Annotated in this window: 17 protein-coding genes; 12 read left to right on the forward strand and 5 right to left on the reverse strand. The window is 66.0% G+C overall.

What is annotated here, in order from left to right; translation table 11 throughout:
• The first annotated feature begins 3 nt into the window (after positions 1–3).
• The 5 genes from mtrB to secA all read left to right on the forward strand — a co-directional run bounded on the left by mtrB (position 4) and on the right by secA (position 9376).
• Complete coding sequence (gene mtrB, locus LWC34_RS25070) at positions 4–1656, forward strand: MtrAB system histidine kinase MtrB (protein WP_233727591.1); 1653 nt, start codon at positions 4–6, stop codon at positions 1654–1656.
• Positions 1653–3374, forward strand: coding sequence for an LpqB family beta-propeller domain-containing protein (locus LWC34_RS25075; RefSeq protein WP_233727592.1), 1722 nt, complete (start codon positions 1653–1655; stop codon positions 3372–3374). The genes mtrB and LWC34_RS25075 overlap by 4 nt, the downstream gene beginning before the upstream one ends.
• A gap of 360 nt (positions 3375–3734) precedes the next feature.
• On the forward strand, positions 3735–4322 hold the full coding sequence (locus tag LWC34_RS25080) for a ComF family protein (protein ID WP_233727593.1): 588 nt from the start codon (positions 3735–3737) through the stop codon (positions 4320–4322).
• Positions 4323–4962: 640 nt separating this feature from the next.
• A complete protein-coding gene (hpf, locus tag LWC34_RS25085; protein ID WP_233727594.1) occupies positions 4963–5643 on the forward strand; it encodes a ribosome hibernation-promoting factor, HPF/YfiA family in 681 nt (226 codons plus the stop codon).
• 376 nt (positions 5644–6019) lie between these two features.
• On the forward strand, positions 6020–9376 hold the full coding sequence (secA, locus tag LWC34_RS25090) for a preprotein translocase subunit SecA (protein WP_233727595.1): 3357 nt from the start codon (positions 6020–6022) through the stop codon (positions 9374–9376).
• 466 nt (positions 9377–9842) lie between these two features.
• Here secA and LWC34_RS25095 read toward each other — a convergent pair whose 3' ends face one another.
• Positions 9843–10289 (reverse strand): Rv3235 family protein, encoded by a 447-nt coding sequence (locus tag LWC34_RS25095; protein ID WP_233727596.1) that lies wholly within the window; start codon positions 10287–10289, stop codon positions 9843–9845.
• Positions 10290–10851: 562 nt separating this feature from the next.
• Positions 10852–11607 (reverse strand): TrmH family RNA methyltransferase, encoded by a 756-nt coding sequence (locus tag LWC34_RS25100; RefSeq protein ID WP_233727597.1) that lies wholly within the window; start codon positions 11605–11607, stop codon positions 10852–10854.
• Positions 11608–11835: 228 nt separating this feature from the next.
• Here LWC34_RS25100 and LWC34_RS25105 point away from each other — a divergent pair, with 228 nt between their 5' ends.
• The 4 genes from LWC34_RS25105 (at position 11836) to LWC34_RS25120 (ending at position 16484) form a co-directional block, all read left to right on the forward strand.
• Positions 11836–13230, forward strand: a complete 1395-nt coding sequence (locus LWC34_RS25105) for a WS/DGAT/MGAT family O-acyltransferase (protein ID WP_233727598.1) — start codon at positions 11836–11838, stop codon at positions 13228–13230.
• A 4-nt stretch (positions 13231–13234) separates the two neighbouring features.
• A complete protein-coding gene (locus LWC34_RS25110; protein WP_233727599.1) occupies positions 13235–13726 on the forward strand; it encodes a DUF6912 family protein in 492 nt (163 codons plus the stop codon).
• A gap of 11 nt (positions 13727–13737) precedes the next feature.
• Positions 13738–15366 carry an L-glutamate gamma-semialdehyde dehydrogenase gene (gene pruA, locus LWC34_RS25115; protein WP_233727600.1) on the forward strand — a complete coding sequence of 543 codons (1629 nt, stop codon included), beginning with the start codon at positions 13738–13740 and terminating at the stop codon, positions 15364–15366.
• 248 nt (positions 15367–15614) lie between these two features.
• Positions 15615–16484, forward strand: coding sequence for a 1-aminocyclopropane-1-carboxylate deaminase/D-cysteine desulfhydrase (locus LWC34_RS25120; protein ID WP_233727601.1), 870 nt, complete (start codon positions 15615–15617; stop codon positions 16482–16484).
• A gap of 213 nt (positions 16485–16697) precedes the next feature.
• Here LWC34_RS25120 and rsgA read toward each other — a convergent pair whose 3' ends face one another.
• Positions 16698–17735: a ribosome small subunit-dependent GTPase A gene (rsgA, locus tag LWC34_RS25125; protein WP_233727602.1), complete on the reverse strand. Its 1038-nt coding sequence runs from the start codon at positions 17733–17735 to the stop codon at positions 16698–16700.
• 1 nt (position 17736) lies between these two features.
• Positions 17737–19002 (reverse strand): 3-phosphoshikimate 1-carboxyvinyltransferase, encoded by a 1266-nt coding sequence (gene aroA / locus LWC34_RS25130; protein WP_233727603.1) that lies wholly within the window; start codon positions 19000–19002, stop codon positions 17737–17739.
• 72 nt (positions 19003–19074) lie between these two features.
• Here aroA and LWC34_RS25135 point away from each other — a divergent pair, with 72 nt between their 5' ends.
• The 3 genes from LWC34_RS25135 (at position 19075) to LWC34_RS25145 (ending at position 20904) form a co-directional block, all read left to right on the forward strand.
• The gene (locus tag LWC34_RS25135; RefSeq protein ID WP_233727604.1) at positions 19075–19830 is read left to right on the forward strand and encodes an SOS response-associated peptidase; all 756 of its coding nucleotides are present in this window, start codon (positions 19075–19077) and stop codon (positions 19828–19830) included.
• Positions 19827–20438, forward strand: coding sequence for an alpha/beta hydrolase family protein (locus tag LWC34_RS25140; RefSeq protein WP_233727605.1), 612 nt, complete (start codon positions 19827–19829; stop codon positions 20436–20438). Before LWC34_RS25135 ends, LWC34_RS25140 begins: the two co-directional genes overlap by 4 nt.
• Before the next feature lie 61 nt (positions 20439–20499).
• Entirely contained in the window at positions 20500–20904 is a 405-nt protein-coding gene (locus tag LWC34_RS25145; protein WP_233727606.1) for an Asp23/Gls24 family envelope stress response protein, read from the forward strand.
• Positions 20905–20951: 47 nt separating this feature from the next.
• Here LWC34_RS25145 and ybaK read toward each other — a convergent pair whose 3' ends face one another.
• Positions 20952–21434, reverse strand: a complete 483-nt coding sequence (ybaK, locus tag LWC34_RS25150) for a Cys-tRNA(Pro) deacylase (protein ID WP_233727607.1) — start codon at positions 21432–21434, stop codon at positions 20952–20954.
• Between the last annotated feature and the right edge of the window lie 44 nt (positions 21435–21478).

Raw genomic sequence — 21478 nt, forward strand, 5'->3', positions numbered from 1 at the left:
CCTATGAGGCGTTTCTTCGCGCGGTCCAGCCGGTTGGTGATCCGGCAGTTGGGCCGCGCGGTGGCGTTCGGCCGCGAACGGGCCGTCCGGTTCAGCGAACTGTGGCGGCGTTCGCTGCAGGTCAGGGTCGTGGTGAGCACGCTCGCGCTGTCGTCGGCGGTGGTGTTCGTGCTCGGCATGGTCCTGCAGAACCAGATCACCGACCGGCTGCTGTCCTCCAAGCAGGAAGCCGCCATCGCCGAGACGCATGCCGCGGTGACCACCGCCAACCGCGAGCTGCTCGGCGTGAACGTGCTGTCCGACGGCTTCCGCGAACGGCTCAGCGGCGCGATCAACAAGCTGTCGAGCTCGTCGTCGGACGAACAGGGCGCCGAGACGGTCGCTGGCGCGTTCAACCCGATCCTCGCTTACGACGGCAGGGGCGTCCCGGACAGCATCCAAGCCGGCGCGTACTACTCGGACGTGCCGGAATCGCTGCGCGCGTTCGTGCAGAACGGTCAGTTGGCGCGCCAGATCGCGACGGTGGACCGCGGCGGCGTACGGACCACGTTCCTGTTCGTCGGCGCGCCCGTGACCAGCGCGAACCGGCCGTTGCAGCTGTATCTGCTGTTCCCGTTGACCACCGAGCAGAACACGATCAGCGTTGTACAGAGCACGCTGATCGTGGGCGGGCTCGTGCTGCTGGTGCTGCTGGCTGGCGTGGCCAACCTGGTGACCAGGCAGGTCGTTCGTCCGGTGCGGCGCGCGGCCGAGGCCGCGGAACGGTTCGCCGCTGGTGAGCTGGACGAACGTATGGCCGTGATCGGCGAGGACGACGTGGCCAAGCTGGCTGAGTCGTACAACCAGATGGCCGAGAGCATCAAGTACCAGATCCAGCAGCTGGAGGAGTTCGGCCAGCTGCAACGCCGGTTCACCTCGGACGTCTCGCACGAGCTGCGCACTCCGCTGACGACCGTGCGGATGGCCGCCGACGTGCTGCACGCCTCGCGCGCCCAGTTCCCCGCCGGGCTCGCCCGGTCGACCGAGCTGCTGGTCGACGAGCTGGACCGGTTCGAATCGCTGCTCGGCGACCTGCTGGAGATCTCCCGGCTGGACGCGGGCGTCGAGGACCTCGTCGCCGAATACACCGACGTCCGCGCGATCGCCAAGCGCGCGCTGGACTCCGTGCGGGTGGTCGCGGAGAACGCGGGCAGCCGGATCGAACTCGAACTGCCCGCCGCGGCCGCGACCGCGGAGGTCGACGCCCGCCGGATCGAACGGATCCTGCGAAACCTGCTGGCCAACGCGGTGGACCACGGCGAAGGCCACCCGGTCCGGCTCAAGATGGCATTCAACGACTCGACCCTCGCGGTGACCGTGCGGGACTACGGCGTCGGCCTGCGTCCCGGCGAAGCGGACCTGGTGTTCAACCGGTTCTGGCGCGCCGATCCGTCCCGTAACCGGCACACCGGTGGCACCGGGCTGGGCCTGGCGATCAGCGTCGAGGACGCCCGGCTGCACGGCGGACGCCTCGAAGCATGGGGCGAGCCGGGGCACGGCGCGAACTTCCGGTTGTTGCTGCCCCGCCAGCAAGACGTCGAACTCGGCGACAGCCCGCTGCCGTTGCGGCCGGAGGACGACGTCCCGGCCGAATCGCCACTGGAGGAGGTCCGGTGAGGCTGATCGTGGCAGTGGCGTGTCTGCTGTTGGTGGCGTCCTGCGCCAACATTCCCGAGCAGACCAACGCGTACGTCATCCCGAACTCGTCGGCGCAGCCACAGCAGCGGGTCCAGCTGCCCGACCGGGACGCCGACCCGATCATGGTGGTCCGCAAGTTCATCGAGGACAGCGGCGACACGGCGATGGCCGAGGCGTACCTGACCGACGAAGCGAAACGCTTGTGGCGCCCGGACAGCCAGCCGACGATCGTCGACGACGACTTCAGCACGGTGCCGAGGCAGCAGGCGAAGGACGCGGACCCGGAGACGGCCAGCGTCGAGGTGAAGTCGACGACCAAGGGACGGCTCGACTCGCACAAGTCCTTCATTCCCCAGGTCAAGCAGGACAGCGGGATCGTGAAACTGGTGCGCAAGGACGGCCAGTGGCGAATCAGCGAGACGCCGAACAACGCCATGATCATCCCGATCTCGTCGTTCACCAACAACTACCGGCCGGTCAAGCTCTACTTCTACGACACGTCGAAAGAAGTCCCGGTCCCTGACCAGCGATTCCTGCCCGGCTCGCCGCTGCCGTCGGCAAGCGAGATCATCAGCCTGCTGTTGCAAGGCCCCGCGACGGGACTGCAGGGCGCCGTGCACAGCGCCATACCCTCGTCAGCGGTGCAGCGTACGAACGCGACAACCTCGACAAGAGACGGCGCGACCATCGTCAACCTCGGCATGCTCGGCGACCAGACCATCGAGACGAAACGCGCGATCGCCACCCAGATCGTGTTATCGCTGCAGGACGTCCCGACGACGACCGTGCGACTGCAGGTCGAAGACATGCCACTGGTGCCCGACCAGCCAGACTGGAAGGTCAGCGACGTACAGGCGGACGGCGGCCGGACGACGCCGCGACCCGGCCTCAACGGCATGATGGTGGTCGGAAACCGGGTGAAGGACCTGCGGGACGGCAAACCGATCGCCAACCCCGCGGGAAGCGGCGAATACCGCGTGGAAAGCGCGGCCCAATCGGTCGACGGCTCCCAGTTGGCTGTGGTTGAGCGGCTGAACAACGGCGAAATGCAGCTGCGGGTGGGCGGTCTGACCGAAGGCCTGCGCGCGATCCAGGTGACCGGGACCGAGATGACCCGGCCAACCTGGCAATACCCGGTGGCCTCGAACGAGATCGGCAAAGAAGTCTGGGTCGTGGCCAACAACACGATCAACCGCGCGGTCCGCAACCGCGAGGGGACATGGATGCCGTTGCCGGTGAACCAGTCCGAGATCGAGGGGTTCGGCAAGATCACCGAGCTTCGCCTGTCCCGCGACGGTGTGCGGGTCGCGGTCGTGGCCGACGGGAAGCTCGTGGTCGGCGCGGTCGTGCGGGCCAACAATTCGACGGATGTGGCGATTTCCGCGCCGAAGCAGCTGCTGCCGTCGATCACGAACGTTGTCGGGGTCGACTGGCTCGACAACAGCCGTCTTGTCGTGGCAACCAACAGCCCGACGGGTCCTGTGTGGCAGGTTCCGGTCGACGGGATCCAGGCGCAGCGCTACAACCTGGCGAACCTGACTTTGCCGCTGTCGTCGATCACGGCCGCACCGAGCAGGCAGATCGTCGTGACGGACGCGGTCGGGATGTGGACAGCGTCGGACATCGGCCAGGTCTGGTTGCCGCACCCGCAAAGCCAAGCCCAAGGCCCAGGAGCCCGCCCCTTCTACCCCGGCTGACCTCTTGTGCCGTGAAGGCCACCCTCGCGGCGTTAGACGCGCGAGGGCCTCCCTTGTCGCGTTGGATGCCAATGCCAGGAACTCAGGGTTCGGGGTTTGGTCGATACTAGGGCCGGGCGCGAGCCGTTGACCTGCGAGGATTTGTGGCTGGCACGGCGTGGGTTGTGCTGGGACTGGCTGCCGTGGCGAGGGGTGCGGGCATTGCTCGCCGTTCAGGGTTGTGAGGGCCGAGTTTGGTGCGTTCAACGCCGCGAAGGTGGCCTTCACGGCGCCCTGGATCTTCCCTTCACAGCGGCCAGGAGTTCACACAGCTGGGAACGCCACCCGGAATTGTCGGTGGGGTGTGCCATCGTCTGACATGTGCTCAAGGCGTTGCTCGAACTGCTGGTGCCCTCCTGCTGTGCGGGCTGCGGCGAACCCGGCGACGCCCTCTGCCCGCCATGCAGTGTGGACATGACCAGCTTGATGCCGGTGCGCCGTAGGAATGGCCTGCCGCCGATGTATGCGCTGGCGGAATACTCCGGCGCGGCCAGAAGAGCCGTGATCGCGTACAAGGAACGCGGTCGCAGAGAGCTGGCGGCCCACTTCGGCAGCCTGCTCGCCGAAGCTTTGGCCAGATTGCCCACAGCCGCCGTGGTCCCAGTGCCGTCGAGACCTGCGGCGTTTCGTCAGCGCGGCTACGACCACATGCGGCTGATCGCGGAGGCCATGGCGGCTCCCGTGCGCCCAGTGCTGAAGCTGGACCGTCGGGTGAAGGATTCGGTCGGTTTGGACCCTGATCAGCGGATGCGTAACCTCGCGGGCCGTCTGCGGTGTACGCCGATCCGGGAAAAGGTGGTGTTGATCGACGACGTCATCACGACGGGAGCGACCGCCGCGGCCTGCTGTGCGGCCCTGACCAACGCGGGAGCCAAAGTCGTCGGCGTCCTCGCGTTGACGGCCACCTGATTATCCGAATCCGCCGCGGCAAAACCCCGCATTTCCCGATCCGCCATCTTGATCGATGACGTTGTTACCGTCGGCCACTCCGCTACTCCCCGTACCCCCGTCCTCACCAGGGCAGACCTCAAGATCAACGCCGTTGTTGCGCTGTCTGCTACCTAGATCGTCTGCATACCCCCACATGGGTGAATCCTGACCGGGAACCAAGATCGGCATTCGACCGTTGGAACGGTATGGAAAGCCGGGATGAACGGCCGGTGGGCCCGTTGGAAGGACAGCGGGACCCGTTAGAGCCAGCCCGGACAGCGACTGTGCTGGGCATATCGCTCCTCCACAAGGGTGAAAACCACCCTCGTCGTGTGGACTGCACGCCAACACTCCGGTATCACGATGGGTCCTTCGCTGTGTCCGGCATCACTCTCCGTCGCGGCGTGAGTTCGCCCGCCAAGGGGACTGTTGCTGAACCGCAACCCGGGCTAACGTGCAGCGCTATCAGCCCCGGCATGAGGGAGGAGGCGATCAGCCCATGACCCTGGCGCCGGCGGGGAGTTGAGTCTCACAGAGGCAACGGCTCAGCTCGGCAGGACCCCGGCCGCCATGTTTTCGCCGATCAGATGGCTCGCAGAAAACAGCGAGGAGGTCGTGTATGGACATCGTCGTTAAGGGGCGCAACGTCGAAGTACCCGATCACTACCGGGTACACGTGACGGACAAGCTCGCCCGACTCGAGCGGTACGACAAGAAGGTCATCCGCTTCGATGTGGAGTTGTTCCACGAGCCCAACCGCAGGCAGATGAAGAACTGCCAGCGTGTCGAGATCACCGCCAAGGTGCGCGGACCCGTTGTCCGCTCCGAGGCCTGCGCAGGCGACTTCTACGCCGCGCTCGACTCCGCGGTGAACAAGCTCGAGAACCGGTTGCGCAGACTGCACGACCGCAGGCGTGTGCACCACGGGCGACGCAGCCCGACCTCAATGGCCGAGGCGACTGCCTCGCCAGCGATCGGCTCCGTTGACGCTGCGCCGGAACTACGCGCGCGCAACATGACCAACAGCCAGCGAGTCGCGCAGATCGCGCTGCTGGAAGCGCCGGAGTACGAGGGCGTCGTACCCGAGCAGCGTTGGGACGACGGTCTGGAAGACCCCAGGCCAGGTCGCATCGTGCGGGAGAAGGAGCACCCCGCGACCCCCATGAGCGTCGACCAGGCTCTGTATCAGATGGAGCTGGTCGGGCACGACTTCTACCTCTTCTTCGACGTCGATGAAGGCCGGCCGTGCGTGGTCTACCGCCGCAAGGGCTTCGACTACGGCGTCATCAGAATGTCCTAGAGCCTCATATAAGGCAGGACGCCCCGGTTGCCAGCGGCTTCCGGGGCGTCCTTGTATGTCGGCTTGGCCGCGCCGGCCGTTTACGCCACGCAACACGCCCGACGCCGCCCCACCGACGGCGGCGAGCAGGCACTGAGCGGTGTCGGTCGCGTGGGGTGGGGTGGAAATGGCTGGCTTCCGGCGGCTAAGCCCGTCCGAGCGAAGCGAGGACAAATAAGCACCGTCCCGGGAACCTTCGCGTTCCCGGGGCGTTCTTGTATGTGGAGCGCGGTCAGGACAGATGGCCGTGCATCGTGTCATGCCCGTTCCCTACGATGGGGGAGAGGTGCCCTCGTCGGCGGGCGCACAGTCGATCAGGTAATGAGGTCAGGGCAACATGGTGCTGGCTCGGATACTCCGTGCGGGCGAAGGTAAGACGCTCAAGCGCTTGCGCAACATCAAGGACCACATCAACGCCCTCGAAGAGGACGTCGTCAACCTCACTGATGACGAGTTGCGCGCGAAAACCGCCGAGTTCAAGAGCCGGTTCCAAGAGGGCGAGGACCTCGACGACCTGCTGCCCGAGGCGTTCGCCGTGGTCAGGGAGGGCGCCAAGCGGGTGCTCAACCAGCGCCACTACGACGTCCAGATCATGGGTGGCGCCGCACTGCACCTCGGCATGGTCGCCGAGATGAAGACCGGTGAGGGCAAGACGCTGACCTGTGTGCTGCCCGCGTATCTCAACGCGATCGCCGGTCGCGGTGTGCACGTCGTCACGGTCAACGACTACCTGGTCGAACGTGACGCGGAGTGGATGGGCCGGATCCACCGGTTCCTCGGGCTCACGGTCGGCACCATCCTGTCGGACAAGACGCCGGAGCAGCGCCGCGAGGCCTACAACTGCGACGTCACGTACGGCACGAACAACGAGTTCGGCTTCGACTACCTGCGCGACAACATGGCGCACAGCATCGACGAGTGCGTGCAGCGCGAGCACTACTTCGCCATCGTCGACGAGGTCGACTCGATCCTGATCGACGAGGCCCGTACGCCGCTGATCATCTCCGGCCCCGCCGACCAGTCGTCGCGCTGGTACCAGGAGTTCGCGAGGCTGGCGCCGTTGATGCGCCGCGACATCCACTACGAGGTCGACGAGCGCAAGCGCACGGTCGGTGTGACCGAGGCCGGTGTCGCGCTGATCGAAGACCAGCTCGGCATGGAGAACCTGTACGACTCGGCGAACACGCCGCTCGTCGGGTACATGAACAACGCGCTGAAGGCCAAGGAGCTGTTCAAGCGCGACAAGGACTACATCGTCCGCAACGGCGAGGTCCTGATCGTCGACGAGTTCACCGGCCGTGTGCTGGCCGGGCGCCGCTACAACGAGGGCATGCACCAGGCGATCGAGGCCAAGGAGCGGGTCGAGATCAAGGCGGAGAGCCAGACCTTCGCCACGGTCACCCTGCAGAACTACTTCCGCCTATACGAGAAGCTCGCCGGGATGACCGGTACCGCGCAGACCGAGGCGGCCGAGCTGCACCAGACATACAAGCTGCCGGTCGTGCCGATCCCGCCGAACAAGCCGATGATCCGCAAGGACCAGTCTGACCTGATCTACAAGACCGAGCAGGCCAAGTTCGAGGCGGTCGCCGAGGACATCGCCGAGCGGCACCAGAAGGGCCAGCCGGTGCTGGTCGGTACCACGAGCGTGGAGCGCTCGGAGTACCTGTCGAAGCTGCTGCTCAAGATGGGCATCCCGCACGAGGTCCTGAACGCCAAGAACCACAAGCGCGAGGCGGCGATCATCGCGCAGGCCGGTCAGAAGGGCGCGGTCACGATCGCGACCAACATGGCCGGTCGTGGTACTGACATCGTGCTCGGTGGTGGCGAGATCCACGTCGAGCACGACGAGGACGTGCCGGAGGAGGAGCGCGAAGGCGACCTCGCCGGTGACCCGGCGCACGTACAGGCGACGCGTATCGCCACCGAGCGCGCCGAGGAAAAGGCGCGCGCGGCGGCTGAGAAGAACACCAAGCCGATCGCCACGGACGCGCGCGAGGAGGCCCTCGGCAACCTGGGCAGGACGCTGCGCGAGATCCTGAACGCGACCGACGCCGTGGCCGAGCAGAAGACGATGGTCGCCCGCGTCGGCGGCTCAGGCAAGGTCGAGGACATCTACTTCAAGCGCCGCGACACCGCCTTCGACCAGCTCGAACTGAAGGTCCGCGACGGCGTTGAGCGCGTTCTGCGCAAGCACGCCGACCTGCCGACCGACGGCGTCGCCGACAAGGCCGCCGACGAGGCGCTGACGGTGGTGAAGAAGCAGACCGAGCGTTCCTCCAAGCGCGACCGTGGCGTGGACGAGGAAGAGCGCGAGGCCAAGCTGGAACAGGCCGTGGGCTCGGCCGTGTACGACGTCGTGCACACGGCGCTTTATGACAAGCAGTTCCAGGCCGTCCGCGGCAGCATGTTCGACCAGAAGGTCTACGACGCCACCTACACGGAGGCCTACGAGACCGCGAGCGCGTCGCGTAACGAGATCGCAGAACTCGGCGGCCTGTACGTGCTCGGCACCGAACGGCACGAGTCACGCCGTATCGACAACCAGCTGCGTGGCCGCTCCGGCCGTCAGGGTGACCCAGGCGAGTCGCGGTTCTACCTCTCGCTCGGTGACGAGCTCATGCGCCGGTTCAACGCCGTGATGGTCGAGCGCGTGATGACGACCCTGCGCGTGCCCGACGACATGCCAATCGAGGCCAAGATGGTCACGCGTGCGATCAAGAGCGCGCAGACCCAGGTCGAGCAGCAGAACTTCGAGATCCGCAAGAACGTCCTGAAGTACGACGACGTGATGAACGAGCAGCGCAAGGTGGTCTACGCCGAGCGCCGCAAGGTCCTCGAAGGCGACGACGTCCGGCCGGAGATCGAGACGATGATGCGTGACGTCGTCTCGGACTACATCGACCAGGAGACCTCGGACGGCTACGCCGAGGACTGGGACCACAAGCGGCTGTGGAGCGCGTTCAAGCAGCTCTACCCGGTCAAGGTGACCTGGGAGGAGCTGGCCGAGGACGACGAGATGGACCTGGACGCCGAACACCTCAAGGAGGCGATCGGCCAGGACATCATGCGCGCGTACGAAGAACGCGAAGCCAGCATCGACGGCCAGTTCGGCGAAGGCGTCATGCGCAACCTGGAGCGCCAGATCCTGCTGCAGGTCCTTGACCGCAAGTGGCGCGAGCACCTCTACGAGATGGACTACCTGAAAGAAGGCATCGGCCTGCGCGCGATGGCGCAGCGCGACCCGCTGATCGAATACCAGCGGGAAGGCTACGACATGTTCCAGTCAATGCTGGACGGCCTGAAAGAAGAAACAGTCCAGCACCTCTTCTCGGTGCGGATTGAAGCGGAAGCCCCACCCCAGCAACAACCGGTGCAGCCAGCAGAAGTCCCCGCCGCCTTCGCCCGCGCAGCGCAAGCAGCCCAAGCCCGAGCGGACGACAGCAACGGCAGGCACCGCCTGCAAGACCCGCCGCCCGCACCCCCACAGCCGCAGGTCCCGCCCGCGTTCCGCGGCGGAAACCAACAACCGCAGCAACTGAACTACAGCGGCCCGTCGGAAGACGGCGGCGTCGAATCCCACACCGAGGGAGCAGACGGCGGCGGCGATGGCTCACAGTCCGGCACCCGCCGCGAGCGCCGCGCAGCCGCCCGCGCCAACGCGAAGAAAGGCCGCAAGGGCCCCCGCCGTTGATTGACTGGCTCGACCCTTACCGCTGGGGCGGACCCGTTCACCGGGCTCGCCCCAGTGGCATATCCAAAGCAACCTCAGGGCCGAAAGCCGCACCTGAGCCGTGCCATAGCCAGCCTCGGCTTGTGGACAACTGAGCTGTAGTCGATCTCCATGCCAAGGTTTCGTCGGTAGTCATCGTTACGCTGGTTTCCGGGGGCCGCAGGCCGCGCTCCGACCGGTGCCACGGCCAGTAAGCCCAGGTAGGCGGCCTGGAAACGCGTTGGGCGGCCCTCAGCGCCCGATTGGGTTGTCAGGCCTTGAGTCGCCCGAGGCGCCGCCAGAGCGCAGAGCAACCCCGCAGCGCAAAGGAGCCCTAGCCGCAGGCAGTCCGGGAGCGCGGAGTGGCCTGGCACCGTGAGCGCAGATCGGCCCGGTGGCGCGGAAGCAGCCCCAGCCGAACTGCCCCGCGCCCCAAGCCAAGCCCTACCTACCTACTGACAAGGATCCGGAAGTACACGCACCACCACCTCTCCTCCCGAAACTCGAAGCGGCAAGCGAGCGCCTGAGCCCGTCGCTCCCGAACCCCATGCCGGGCAATCTCGACAACGCCGCAAGCCTCGACAACGCCAGCGCTCGGCTGGCAACTGTGCATTGAGGACAGCTGATAACGGATCCCCACCGGCGGCGTTGTCCGTAGCCGCGTCACGGTCGCCTGATAAACCGGCTCGGCCACCAGCGCTGTCAGCTGCCCTAGCGGCCTGCGGCCGTCCAAGACTTCGAGGATCTTGGTCACCGTTGGCATGAACTGGGCGTTGTCCGGGGTGACCAGGGGTTCTACCACTGGTGGCTGCGCGGGCGGGCGCCTTGCCGGTTTGAGGATCTGGCCGTGCACCGGCTCGTACGTATGCAGCGGTCGAAGGGTTGGTGTGATCAAACTTTCTGTCTCCCCCTGTCGGATTGGTCGTCCAACAGAGCCGCCGGACCGTCCGATCCGGACAAGGTTCCCTCGTCTGGATGACACCACTGTCGCGCCTGTAATCAGTCGTTTGGAGCAGTGAACGTCACCGGGTGCGTTTTATTTTCACTTGCCCGGTTAATTGTCAGCAATTGCGCTACGTGGTTACGCTCGGTGAGTCATCGCTTCGAAAGGGGAGAGCAGATGCGCAGGAAATTGGCTGCTTTACTTGCCTCTGTCATTTCCGTCGGAACCCTCATGATCGGGTTGCCGGCGTCCGCCCGAGATCTCCCGCCGCCGTACTGTGACCACTACAGGTACAGCGTACTGGCCGGTCAGGGCGTTTCGGTGTTCTGTGATTATTTGCCGTACCCACCCTATCTATATCGGGCCGTCGCACACTGCGCCGCTGGTTCTTCTTTCTGGTACGAACTGGGCTATTGGGTTGAGCCTGGTTTTGGTCCGTCCAGTGCGGAATGTCGGGGAAGTCTGCTCGTTTCGGCCCGCGTTGTGGGTTATCACGTAGACGAACGCTAATATATTAATATGTCGCCGGGTCGCGGCGGAGGTGTTCGAAACACAACACTGCCGCCGCGCTCGCTACGTTCAGTGATTCCACGCCGCCGCGCATCGGAATCGACACCCATGACGTCACGTGTGACGCGACGTCCTGACTCACGCCAGCGGTCTCACTGCCCAGTACAAACGCGACTCGCGACGGCAGCTCAGCGGAGAACAGCGACGTTGGCGCGCCCGCGTCCAGACCGAAGATGGGATATCCCGACGCGCGTAGTTCCGCCGCGGCCTCAGCGGCCGTACCGCAGCGCAGCACAGGCGCGTGGAAAGCAACGCCAGCGGAGGCCTTCACGACCAACGGATCGATAGACGCGACCCCGCGCCGTGGCACGACGATCCCGCCCATCCCGGCGGCGGTCGCGGTGCGCAGGATCATGCCCACATTCGCGGGCGTTGTAATCCCGTCAAGCAACAGCACCCCGCGCGGTGGTCGCGGTCCGGACAAAGCGTCCGAAAGCAACTTCATCCGCGGCGCGACGACGTCGGCGAGCACGCCCTGGTCCTGCTTGCCATTGCCTGCGAGGACCTTGACGCGGTGCGCGGACGCGCGCTGGACGTCAACCCCGCGCGCGGACGCCGCGTCGATGATCTCTCGCGCTGCCGGACCGCGTGCGGTGTCGGCCAGGACGACCTTGTCCACTTGCAGCGTCGCGTCGCCGAGCGCCTCCAGCACCGGCTTGCGGCCGTACACCGTGACGAATCTGTCCTTGGGTGAAGCCATGCGCACAGGATCGCAGTACGCCGGAATGGCGGGTATGCGGCGTCGGACTCGGCTTGGTCGCGCTGGTCATTTGCGCCACGCAACACGCCCGACGCCGCCCCAACCAGGGCGTTGAGCAGGCACTGAGCGGTGTCGGTTGCGTGGGGCGGGGTGGAAATGACCGGCTGTGGCGACCAAGCCACGCCCGAGCGGAGCGAGGGCAATCGGCACAGCAATTAAGCTTTGAGCATGCCGGATCGCCTGTCCGCGGTGGACGCGTCATTCATCTACCTGGAGGACCAGGCGACGCCAATGCATGTCGGCGGGGTCGCTGTGTTCCGTCGGCCGCGTGGCGGTTTCGACTACGACGAGCTGGTCAGGATCATCGGGCAGCGGCTCGATCTGATCCCGCGCTACCGCCAGCGCGTGGTGTCGGTGCCGGGGCATCTGGCCAGGCCAGTGTGGGTCGACGACCCTGACTTCGATCTGACGTATCACGTGCGGCGCTCGGCGCTGCCCCGCCCTGGCAGCGATGACCAGCTGCACGACCTGGTCGCGCGGCTGATGTCGAGGCCGCTGGACCCGGCCAGGCCACTGTGGGAGACCTACCTGGTCGAGGGGCTGGCCAAGGGCCGGTTCGCGATCATCACCAAGACCCATCTGGCGCTGGTCGACGGGATCGGCACGATCGACATCGGCCAGCTCATCCTCGACACGTCCCCGGCGGTCGGCCACAACAGTGACGGTGCGTGGATCCCACGGCGCGCGCCAACGTCAACGAAACTGCTGATCGACGCGCTGAAAGACGCCGTGCAGAGCCCGCGTGAGCTGGTCGAGAACGCGCGCGCCGTCGCGGGCGACCTGGTGGCCAGCCTCGCGGACACAGCGGGCGGCCTGGTCACGGCCATCAGCACGGCGAGCACAGCGCCGAGCGGGCCGCTGAACGTACGGATCTCGCCACAGCGACGGTTCGCCGTCGCCAGGACGAGCCTGGAAGACTTCCGCGCCATCCGTAACGAGCACAACTGCACGGTCAACGACGCCGTCTTGGCCACGCTCGCTGGCGCCTTGCGGACCTGGCTGCTCTCACGCGGTCAGACGGTCACCTCGTCGACCACGTTGCGTGCGTTAGTTCCTTTAGCCGTGCGGGAAGACGAGTCTGACGAAACCGTGCCGGGCATGCTGGGAAATACGGTCACCGCCAAGCTGGTTGATTTGCCTGTGGGTGAACCGAATGCGGTGGTACGGCTGCATCACGTGAGTCACGCGATGCGCGTGCACAACGACTCGGCGAGCAAAGTCGCGGCTGGCGCGCTGCGGCGGATGAGCGGCTTCGCGCCGCCGACGTTGCACTCGCTCGGCGCGCGCGCCGCGGGCTCGTTCTCCCGCAAGATCTTCAACGTGGTGATCACCAACGTGCCTGGCCCGCAGGAGTCGCTGTACGCGGGCAACGCCAAGATGATGGAGATGTTCCCGGTCGTCCCGCTGGTGCGCAACCAGGCGCTGGCGATCGGGGTCACCTCGTACGACGGTGGCGTCTACTTCGGACTCAACGGGGACCGGGGCGCCATGTCCGATGTGGACAACCTGGCCAGGATGGTCGAGGAGTCCTTGGAAGAACTGCTTTCTACGGTAAGGGTGTGAAGTCGTGCGGGTCTATCTTCCTGCCACGGTCACGATGCTGCACGAGCTCAACACGGCTGGCGAGTTCAAGCCGTTGAACGGCACCGCGTTCGCGTTGACCCCGGCGTTGCGCGAGTCGTATACCGAGGGCTCAGCCGAGGACCTCGAGTACGTCGCGATGGCCGACGCGGCCCGCGCGTCGCTGCGCCTGCTCAACGCCGACCCGGAGGCGATGCGCCGCCGGGTGGTGATCGCGGCCGATGTGGACGGTGCGACCCCGCGTCCCGACCTCGACCACTCGGTGGTCCGGTTGTCCGGCGCGATCGTGCTCAAGGACATCAAGGCGATCCACCTGGACTCGTCCGAGGCCGAGGACGCCGTGGCCAAGGCCGTGGCGGTGATCGACGCTGCGGACATGGGTGATGAGGACGCAGAATTCGTGTTGGGTGACGCCGAGGACCACGAACTGGCCTGGTATGCCACCCAGGAGCTGCCGTTCTTGCTGGAGCTGATGTAGAGGAGCGCTCGATGGACGCCGTCTCGGCCGTGCCCAACGCCCGCAACGAGCCGATCAGGTCATACGCGCCGGGAACACCCGAACGCGAGACCCTCCAAGCCGCCATCGCGGCATTGGAAGGTGAACAGACCGAGTTCACCATGACGATCGGCGGCGAGGAATGGATGGCAGGCGGCGACCGCGTCGACGTCGTCCAGCCGCACGACCGCGCACACGTCCTCGGCCAAACCGCGCAGGCAACGCACGAAGACGTCCGTGCGGCGGTCGGGGCAGCCAAAGCCGCCGCGCCCGCGTGGCGTGACCTGCCGTTCGAAGAGCGCGCGGCAATCCTGCTGCGCGCCGCGGACCTGCTTTCCGGCCCGTGGCGCGACAAACTGAACGCGGCGACGATCCTCGGACAGTCGAAATCCGCGCAGCAGGCCGAGATCGACAGCGCGTGCGAGCTGATCGACTTCTGGCGCTTCAACGTGACGTTCGCCCGCCGGATCCTCGCCGAGCAGCCGGAGTCCAGCCCAGGAATGTGGAACCGGTTCGACCACCGCCCGCTCGACGGATTCGTCGTGGCGATCACCCCGTTCAACTTCACCGCGATCGCCGGAAACCTGCCGACGGCGCCAGCATTGATGGGTAACACCGTGGTGTGGAAGCCGTCGCCGACCCAGTCGCTCGCCGCGCACCACACCATGCGCTTGCTTGAAGCGGCGGGCCTGCCGCCCGGCGTGATCAACCTGGTGACCGGGGACGGACCAGCGGTCAGCGAGATCGCTCTCGCGGATCCGGACTTCGCCGGACTGCATTTCACGGGTTCTACCAAGACTTTCAAGCACCTGTGGCGCACGATCGGCGAGAATCTGGATACGTATCGCGCCTATCCGCGGATCGTCGGCGAGACGGGCGGCAAGGATTTCGTTGTGGCGCACGCTTCCGCGGATCCCGCGGCTTTGGTTACCGGTTTGATTCGCGGTGCTTTCGAGTACCAGGGCCAGAAGTGCTCGGCGGCTTCGCGTGCTTACATCGCGCGTTCGCTGTGGGACGGCGGCGTGCGTGACGGGCTTGTGGACGTGGCGCAGTCGTTGTCCTATGGCGATGTCACGGACTTCTCGCACTTCGGGGGCGCGGTGATCGACTCGCGCGCCTTTGCCAAGCACTCGTCGCTGTTCGCTCAGGTGCGGGCCGAGGGCAAGCTGGAGGTGCTGACCGGCGGCGTGGCCGATGACAGCGTCGGTTTCTTCGTGCAGCCAACGGTTTTGGTCGGCGATGACCCGACCCACGAGGTTTTCCGGAGCGAGTACTTCGGGCCGATCTTGGCGGTACATGTTTATGATGACGCCGACTTCCCGAAGGTGCTGGAGGCTGTGGATTCCGCTTCGCCTTACGGGCTGACGGGTGCGGTGTTCGCGACGGACCGGCATGCGGTTGAGGAAGCCCAACGGGCGCTTCGGTTTACGGCTGGGAACTTCTACGTCAACGACAAGCCGACGGGCGCAGTTGTTGGGCAGCAACCTTTTGGCGGCAGCCGGGCTTCGGGCACGAATGACAAGGCTGGGTCCATCTTCAACTTGCAGCGCTGGATCAGTCCGCGCTCGATCAAGGAGACCTTCGTCCCGCCGACCGATCACACGTACCCACACATGGGCTGAGCTGCGCAAACCCGAAGCTGTCGGACCCCTGCGGTAACGTTGAAAATAGGGATCCCCTTGGGGGAATTGTTGTTGCGGTGGCGCGCGGCTCGGGCTCTGCGGCGATACGGAACTGTCGGACCCCTCTGGTAATGTGAAATTCAGGGGTCCCCCTGGGGAATTGTTGTTGCGGGGGAGGCTGTCCGGGGCTTGGGGCAGCTGTCGGCGTGCACGCTCAGCTTTCAGGCGGGTCCGTATGATCCGCGATCGTGGAGGGCGTTTCGCTGCGGCTGCCGTCGCCGCTCGTGGAGTTGGACGACGAGCGGATCGCGAGACACGGCCTTCGCCTGTTCCTGAAGCGGGACGACCTGATCAACCCGGAAATTCCTGGCAACAAGTGGCGGAAACTCAAGTACAACATCGCTGTCGCGAAGGCCGCCGGAGTGTCCACATTGCTCACGTTCGGCGGCGCGTACTCGAACCACATCCGAGCCACCGCGGCGGTCGGCCATTACTACGGGTTCCAGACCATCGGCGTGATTCGGGGCGAAGAGCATCTGCCGCTGAACGAGTCGTTGGCCTACGCGTCAAGCCGTGGCATGTCTCTGGTCTACCTGGACAGAACGACCTACCGGCGCAAAACCTCGCCGGAGGTGACCACCAAGCTGCTCGAACGGTTCGGGGACTGCTATCTCATCCCTGAGGGCGGTAGCAACAGCGCGGCTGCGCGCGGTTGTGTGGAACTCACGGGCGAGATCGACGTCCCCTTCGACGTTCTGTGCTGCGCGTGTGGCACCGGTGGGACACTCGCGGGGATCTCCGCTGGCCTCAACCCCGGTCAGCGTGCGCTGGGGTTCGCTGCCTTGAAGGGCGACTTTCTCGCAGCGGATGTTGTACGGCTCCAACGTGATTCGTTCGGCGAGCCGCTGGGCAACTGGTCGATCAACACCGAGTTTCACTTCGGCGGCTTCGCGAAGCGGACCGCGGCACTCGATACCTTCATCCAGGACTTCGGTCGACGGCACGGGGTGACGTTGGAGTGGGTTTATGTCGCGAAGATGATGTACGGCATCTACGCGTTGGCCGATCGCGGGTTCTTCCCTCCGGGGTCGCGCATCGTGGCCGTTGTCACCGGTTGACTGGCCCTGACCTGCGGAAATACGGAACTGTCGGACCCCTGCGGTAACGTTAAAAACAAGGGATCCCCTTCGGGGAATTGTTGTTGCGGTGGCGTGTGGCTTGGGACCTGCGGCGATACGAAAATGTCGTACCCCTGCGGTAACGTTGAAATAAGGGATCCCCTTGGGGGAATTCATGGTGCGATGAGGGCTGGCCGGAGGATGGAAAGGGCCTTATTCGGCAGGCTGTTCGCGCGCATCCTCAAGCCCGGCACGGGAAGCCAACAGCCGCCGCAGCGAATCCAACCGGCCCTGAGTCGCTGTGCCGTCCGCGACCACGGTGTCCAGCATGCAATCCGGGTCCTCCGGCGCCCCCAAGTGCCCGCAGCCCGAAGGGCATTCCTCCGCAGCCTCAACAAACTCAGGGAAAGCCGACACGATGTCGTCCGGCGAGATGTGGGCAAGCCCGAACGACCGGATCCCCGGCGTGTCGATCACCCAACCACCGTCAGGCAGCGGCAAAGCGACGGCCGTGACAGACGTGTGCCTGCCCTTCCCCACCGCACTCACCACACCCGTCTGCCGGTCAGCGTCCGGCACGAGCTTGTTCACCAAAGTCGACTTGCCGACGCCAGAATGCCCAACCAGCGCCGTGACCTGCGAATGCAGCTGCTCGGCCACTGCCGATGGCTCCTCATCCTGCCGGGTCACCAGGATCGGAAAAGCCAAGTCGGCGTAAGCATCTATCAAAGAATCCGGGCTGGCCAGATCGGACTTCGTCAAGCACAACACGGGTTCAAGACCACCCGCGTAAGCTGCGACCAAAGCACGGTCGATAAAGCCCTTCCGAGGCGGAGGATCCGCCAACGCGACCACGATCAGCAACTGCGACGCGTTCGCCACAACGACACGCTCAAAAGGATCCGTGTCATCCGCTGTGCGCCGAAGGACCGAAGTGCGGTCCGCGACGCGCACAATCCGCGCGAGCGTGTCCGGCTTGCCGCTCGTGTCACCGACCAAGTCGACGTAGTCCCCGATCACGACCGGTGTACGGCCCAGTTCACGCGCGCGCATCGCGACCACGATTTGCTTGGGGTCGCTGTCGAGCGCGCATGTCCAACGGCCGCGGTCTTTGCCGACGACCATCGCTGTCACCGCATCGGCGTGCTCTGGGCGTATTTTTGTCCGTGGTCTGGTGCCGCGACCTGGGCGGACGCGTACGTCCGACTCGTCGAGCCTGCTCCAGTCGCGGCGCCGGTCCCGCGGACTCACGTCACTGGCCTCCGCCGAGCATTCGCTGCCACATTCCTGGGAAGTCCGGGATCGTCTTTGTCGTCGACGCTATGTCGTCCACCTCGACGCCTTCGACGACCAGGCCGAGGATCGCGCCCGCTGTCGCCATCCGGTGGTCGGCGAAGGCTTTCCACGCACCGCCGTGCAATGGGCGTGGGCGGATGATCAGGCCGTCTTCGGTTTCCGTCACGTCGCCGCCGATGCCGTTCAGGTCCTCGGCCAGCGCGGCCAGTCGGTCCGTCTCGTGGCCACGCAGGTGTGCGATCCCGCGCAGCACGGACTGTCCTTCGGCCAATGCGGCCAGCGCGGCGATGGTTGGCGTCAGCTCGCCGACGTCACGCAGGTCAACGTCCACACCGGACAGTCGGGTTGGGCCGGTCACGGTGAGTCCGTTGGCGTCGAGCGTCACTTCGCATCCCATTTGGGACAGGATGCCTCGGATGTCGTCACCTGGCTGAGTGGTCTCCGCGGGCCAGCCGGTGATCGTCACGGTTCCGCCAGTCACCGCTGCCGCCGCCAGGAACGGTGTCGCGTTGGACAGATCGGGCTCGATGACCCATTCGCGGCCGCGGATCGGGCCGGGTTGCACCTGCCAGGTGTTCGCCGACGAGTCGTTCACGTCCACGCCTGCCGCGCGCAGCATCTGCACGGTCATCTCGATGTGCGGCATGGACGGGACTGGTTTGCCGTCGTGCTGGATCGTCAAACCCTTGTCGTATCTGGGGCCGGAGAGCAACAGACCGGACACGAACTGCGATGACCCGGACGCGTCGATCACGACTTCACCACCGGGCAGCGAGCCTTTTCCGTGCAAGGTGAACGGAAGCCGGTCGCCGGTGATGTCCGCGCCGAGTCCGCGCAACGCGTTCAGGATCGTCTCCATCGGACGTTCCCTGGCGTACTCGTCGCCGTCGAACCGGATCTCGCCCTGCCCGATCGCAGCCGCCGGGGGCAGGAACCGCATGACCGTGCCCGCCAGGCCGCAGTCGACGTCCGCTGGGCCGTGCAGGGCAGCGGGGGTGACCAGCCAGTCTTCGCCATCGTCGGTGATCTTGGCGCCCAACGAGCGCAGGGCCTCGACCATCAGATTGGTGTCGCGGCTGCGCAACGGGGTACGGATAGCGGAGGGTCCGTCGGCGAGCGCCGCCAGGATCAGGGCACGATTGGTGATCGACTTGGACCCGGGAATGGACACGGTGGCACGGACCGGCGTGGCCGAGACAGGGGCGACCCAAGGCTGCGTCATGGGTCGATGATCCCCTATGCACTCGCCAGGCCAGCGCGCACGTGTCACGATTCGGTTGGAGGTGTTGTCGAATTGTGCGGTAGGTACGCGTCCACCAAGAATCCCGCCACGCTCGCGGCGGAGTTCGATGCCGTTGACGCGACGGAGGACGCGATCAAGGGCCCGGACTACAACGTGGCGCCGACTCGCAACGTTGTCGCGGTAGTGCAACGGCATCCGCGCGGCGAGGACGGCGAGCCCGACATGTCCACCACGGAGCGCACGCTGCGGGTGATGAAGTGGGGCCTGGTCCCGGCGTGGGCGAAAGATCCGAAGGGCGGCGCGAAGATGATCAACGCCCGCTCGGAGAGCGCGGCGGAGAAACCGGCGTTCCGCACCTCGTGGACCAAACGAAGGTGCCTGATGCCAGCCGACGGCTGGTACGAATGGCAGCGCGACGGCAAGGTGAAGCAGCCGTACTTCACCACCCGCAAGGACGGCGCCTCGCTGGCCATGGCCGGTCTGTGGACGGTGTGGCGTGACAAGGAGAACCCGGACAGCGAGCCGTTGGTGACCTGCTCGGTGCTCACGATGCCCGCGGCCGACCAGTTGGCGGAGATCCATGACCGGATGCCGGTCCTGATGCCGCCGGACCGCTGGGCGACCTGGCTGGACCCGGACAACTTCGACCCATCCGGCCTGATCACCCCGCCGTCGGAGGACTTCCTCGCGGCGTTGGAGCTGCGCCCGGTGTCCCCCGCGGTGAACAGCATCAAGAACAACGGACCGGAACTGATGGTCCCGGCGACCGAACAGGACGAGCCCGCCCTGTTCGACCTGGGCCGATGACCACCGCCGAGATCGAGACTCCGCGCGGGCTGGCCCGCGCGGAGTTGCACTGCGCCGTGGAAGGCCGGGCGGCGCTGCTGCTCGGCCACGGCGCGGGCGGCGGGATCGGCGCGCCTGACCTGGTCGCCGCCACCCGTGGTGCGACGGCCGCTGGCGTGCATGTGGCTTTGGTTGAGCAGCCGTATCGGGTTGCTGGACGTCGCGCTCCGGCGCCGTCCGGGCATCTGGATGAGGCTTGGCTCGCCGTGGTCGACGATCTGGCCGAGCGGTGGTTCGTGGATCTGCCGCTGGTTTTCGGCGGCCGCTCGTCGGGCGCGCGGGTCGCGTGCCGGACGGCTTCGGAGGGCGAGGCGGTCGCGGTGCTGTGCCTGGCGTTCCCGCTGCACCCGCCGGGGAAGCCGGAAAAGACCAGGCAGCCCGAGTTGGACGGCGTTGACGTGCCTGTTCTGGTGCTTCAGGGCGAGAAGGACACGTTCGGCAGGCCGGAGCCCGCGCATCACCGCGAGGTCGTGCTGCTGGCGGGGGATCACAGCCTGAAGGCGGACGTGAAAGGCGTGTCCCAGAACGTCCAGGAGTGGCTGGACCGCGTATTGCGGCCGCTTGACTGATCCGGCTGATCGGAAGAAAAACGCAAGCCTTGTTTGAACAGCGTGTCCGTACAGTGCGTCCATGGGGAGTAGAAACAAGTTCCGGCCACCTTTGATGTGGACGACTGTCGTCGGTCTTGCCGTCGGAGTTCCGGCGGCGATCTGGGGGTTCATCCCGTTCGATCCGTTCGACCCGACACTGGAGTACGCCTGGCGGCCCGACATGGATCCGGCGGTTCGGACATGGATCGGGATCGTGGGCCTCGCAGTGGCCCTTGTGCTCGTCGTGAGCGCGATCCTGGTGTTGATCATGGGCAAGGCTGACCGGCGTTGGGGGGAGCCGGGTGGTGCTCCCGATGATCGGTTTCGGTGTTGTCATCGGATACGTGGCTCGGATCGCGACAACCGGCGTCATCGGCGCGGATATCGGCGGCGCACCGTTGATGTTCCTCGGTGGCTTGGTCGCGCTGCCTGCTGTTCTACGTGATGAAGAACATCGTGCTCCTGGTCGAACTGACCGATCAGGAGAAAGAGTCAGCTCGCCGCGATGTCGGCGACGACAGCTGACGTCAGCCGCACCAGGTCCTGCGGCGCGAGCTCGATCTCGAGCCCGCGCCGCCCACCTGAGCAGTACATGGTCTCGAAACCCATGGCCGAGCTGTCCAATACGGTCGGCAAGCGCTTGCGCTGACCGAGTGGCGAGATCCCGCCAGCGACGTACCCGGTGGCTCGTTCGGCCGCGGCGACCTCGGCCATCTTGGCTTTCTTCCCGCCGACCGCCGCGGCCAAAGCCTTCAGGTCCAGCTGGGCCGTGACAGGCACGATTCCTACCGTCAAAGACCCGTCTACCTCGGCCAACAGCGTCTTGAAGACCCTGGCGGGCTCTTGTCGTCCCAAAGCCTCCGCCGCCTCCAGCCCGTACGAGGCCGCACGCGGGTCATGCGGGTAGGAGTGCAGGGTGTGCGGCACCTTCTGCTTGGCCAACAGCGCTGTCCCCGGAGTTCCCTTGCCCGCCATGTGGGGCAGCTTACGGTCGGGAATGAGGACACCGGCGAGCGTGT

This window comes from Kibdelosporangium philippinense, from assembly GCF_021390435.2.
Lineage (GTDB): Bacteria > Actinomycetota > Actinomycetes > Mycobacteriales > Pseudonocardiaceae > Kibdelosporangium > Kibdelosporangium philippinense.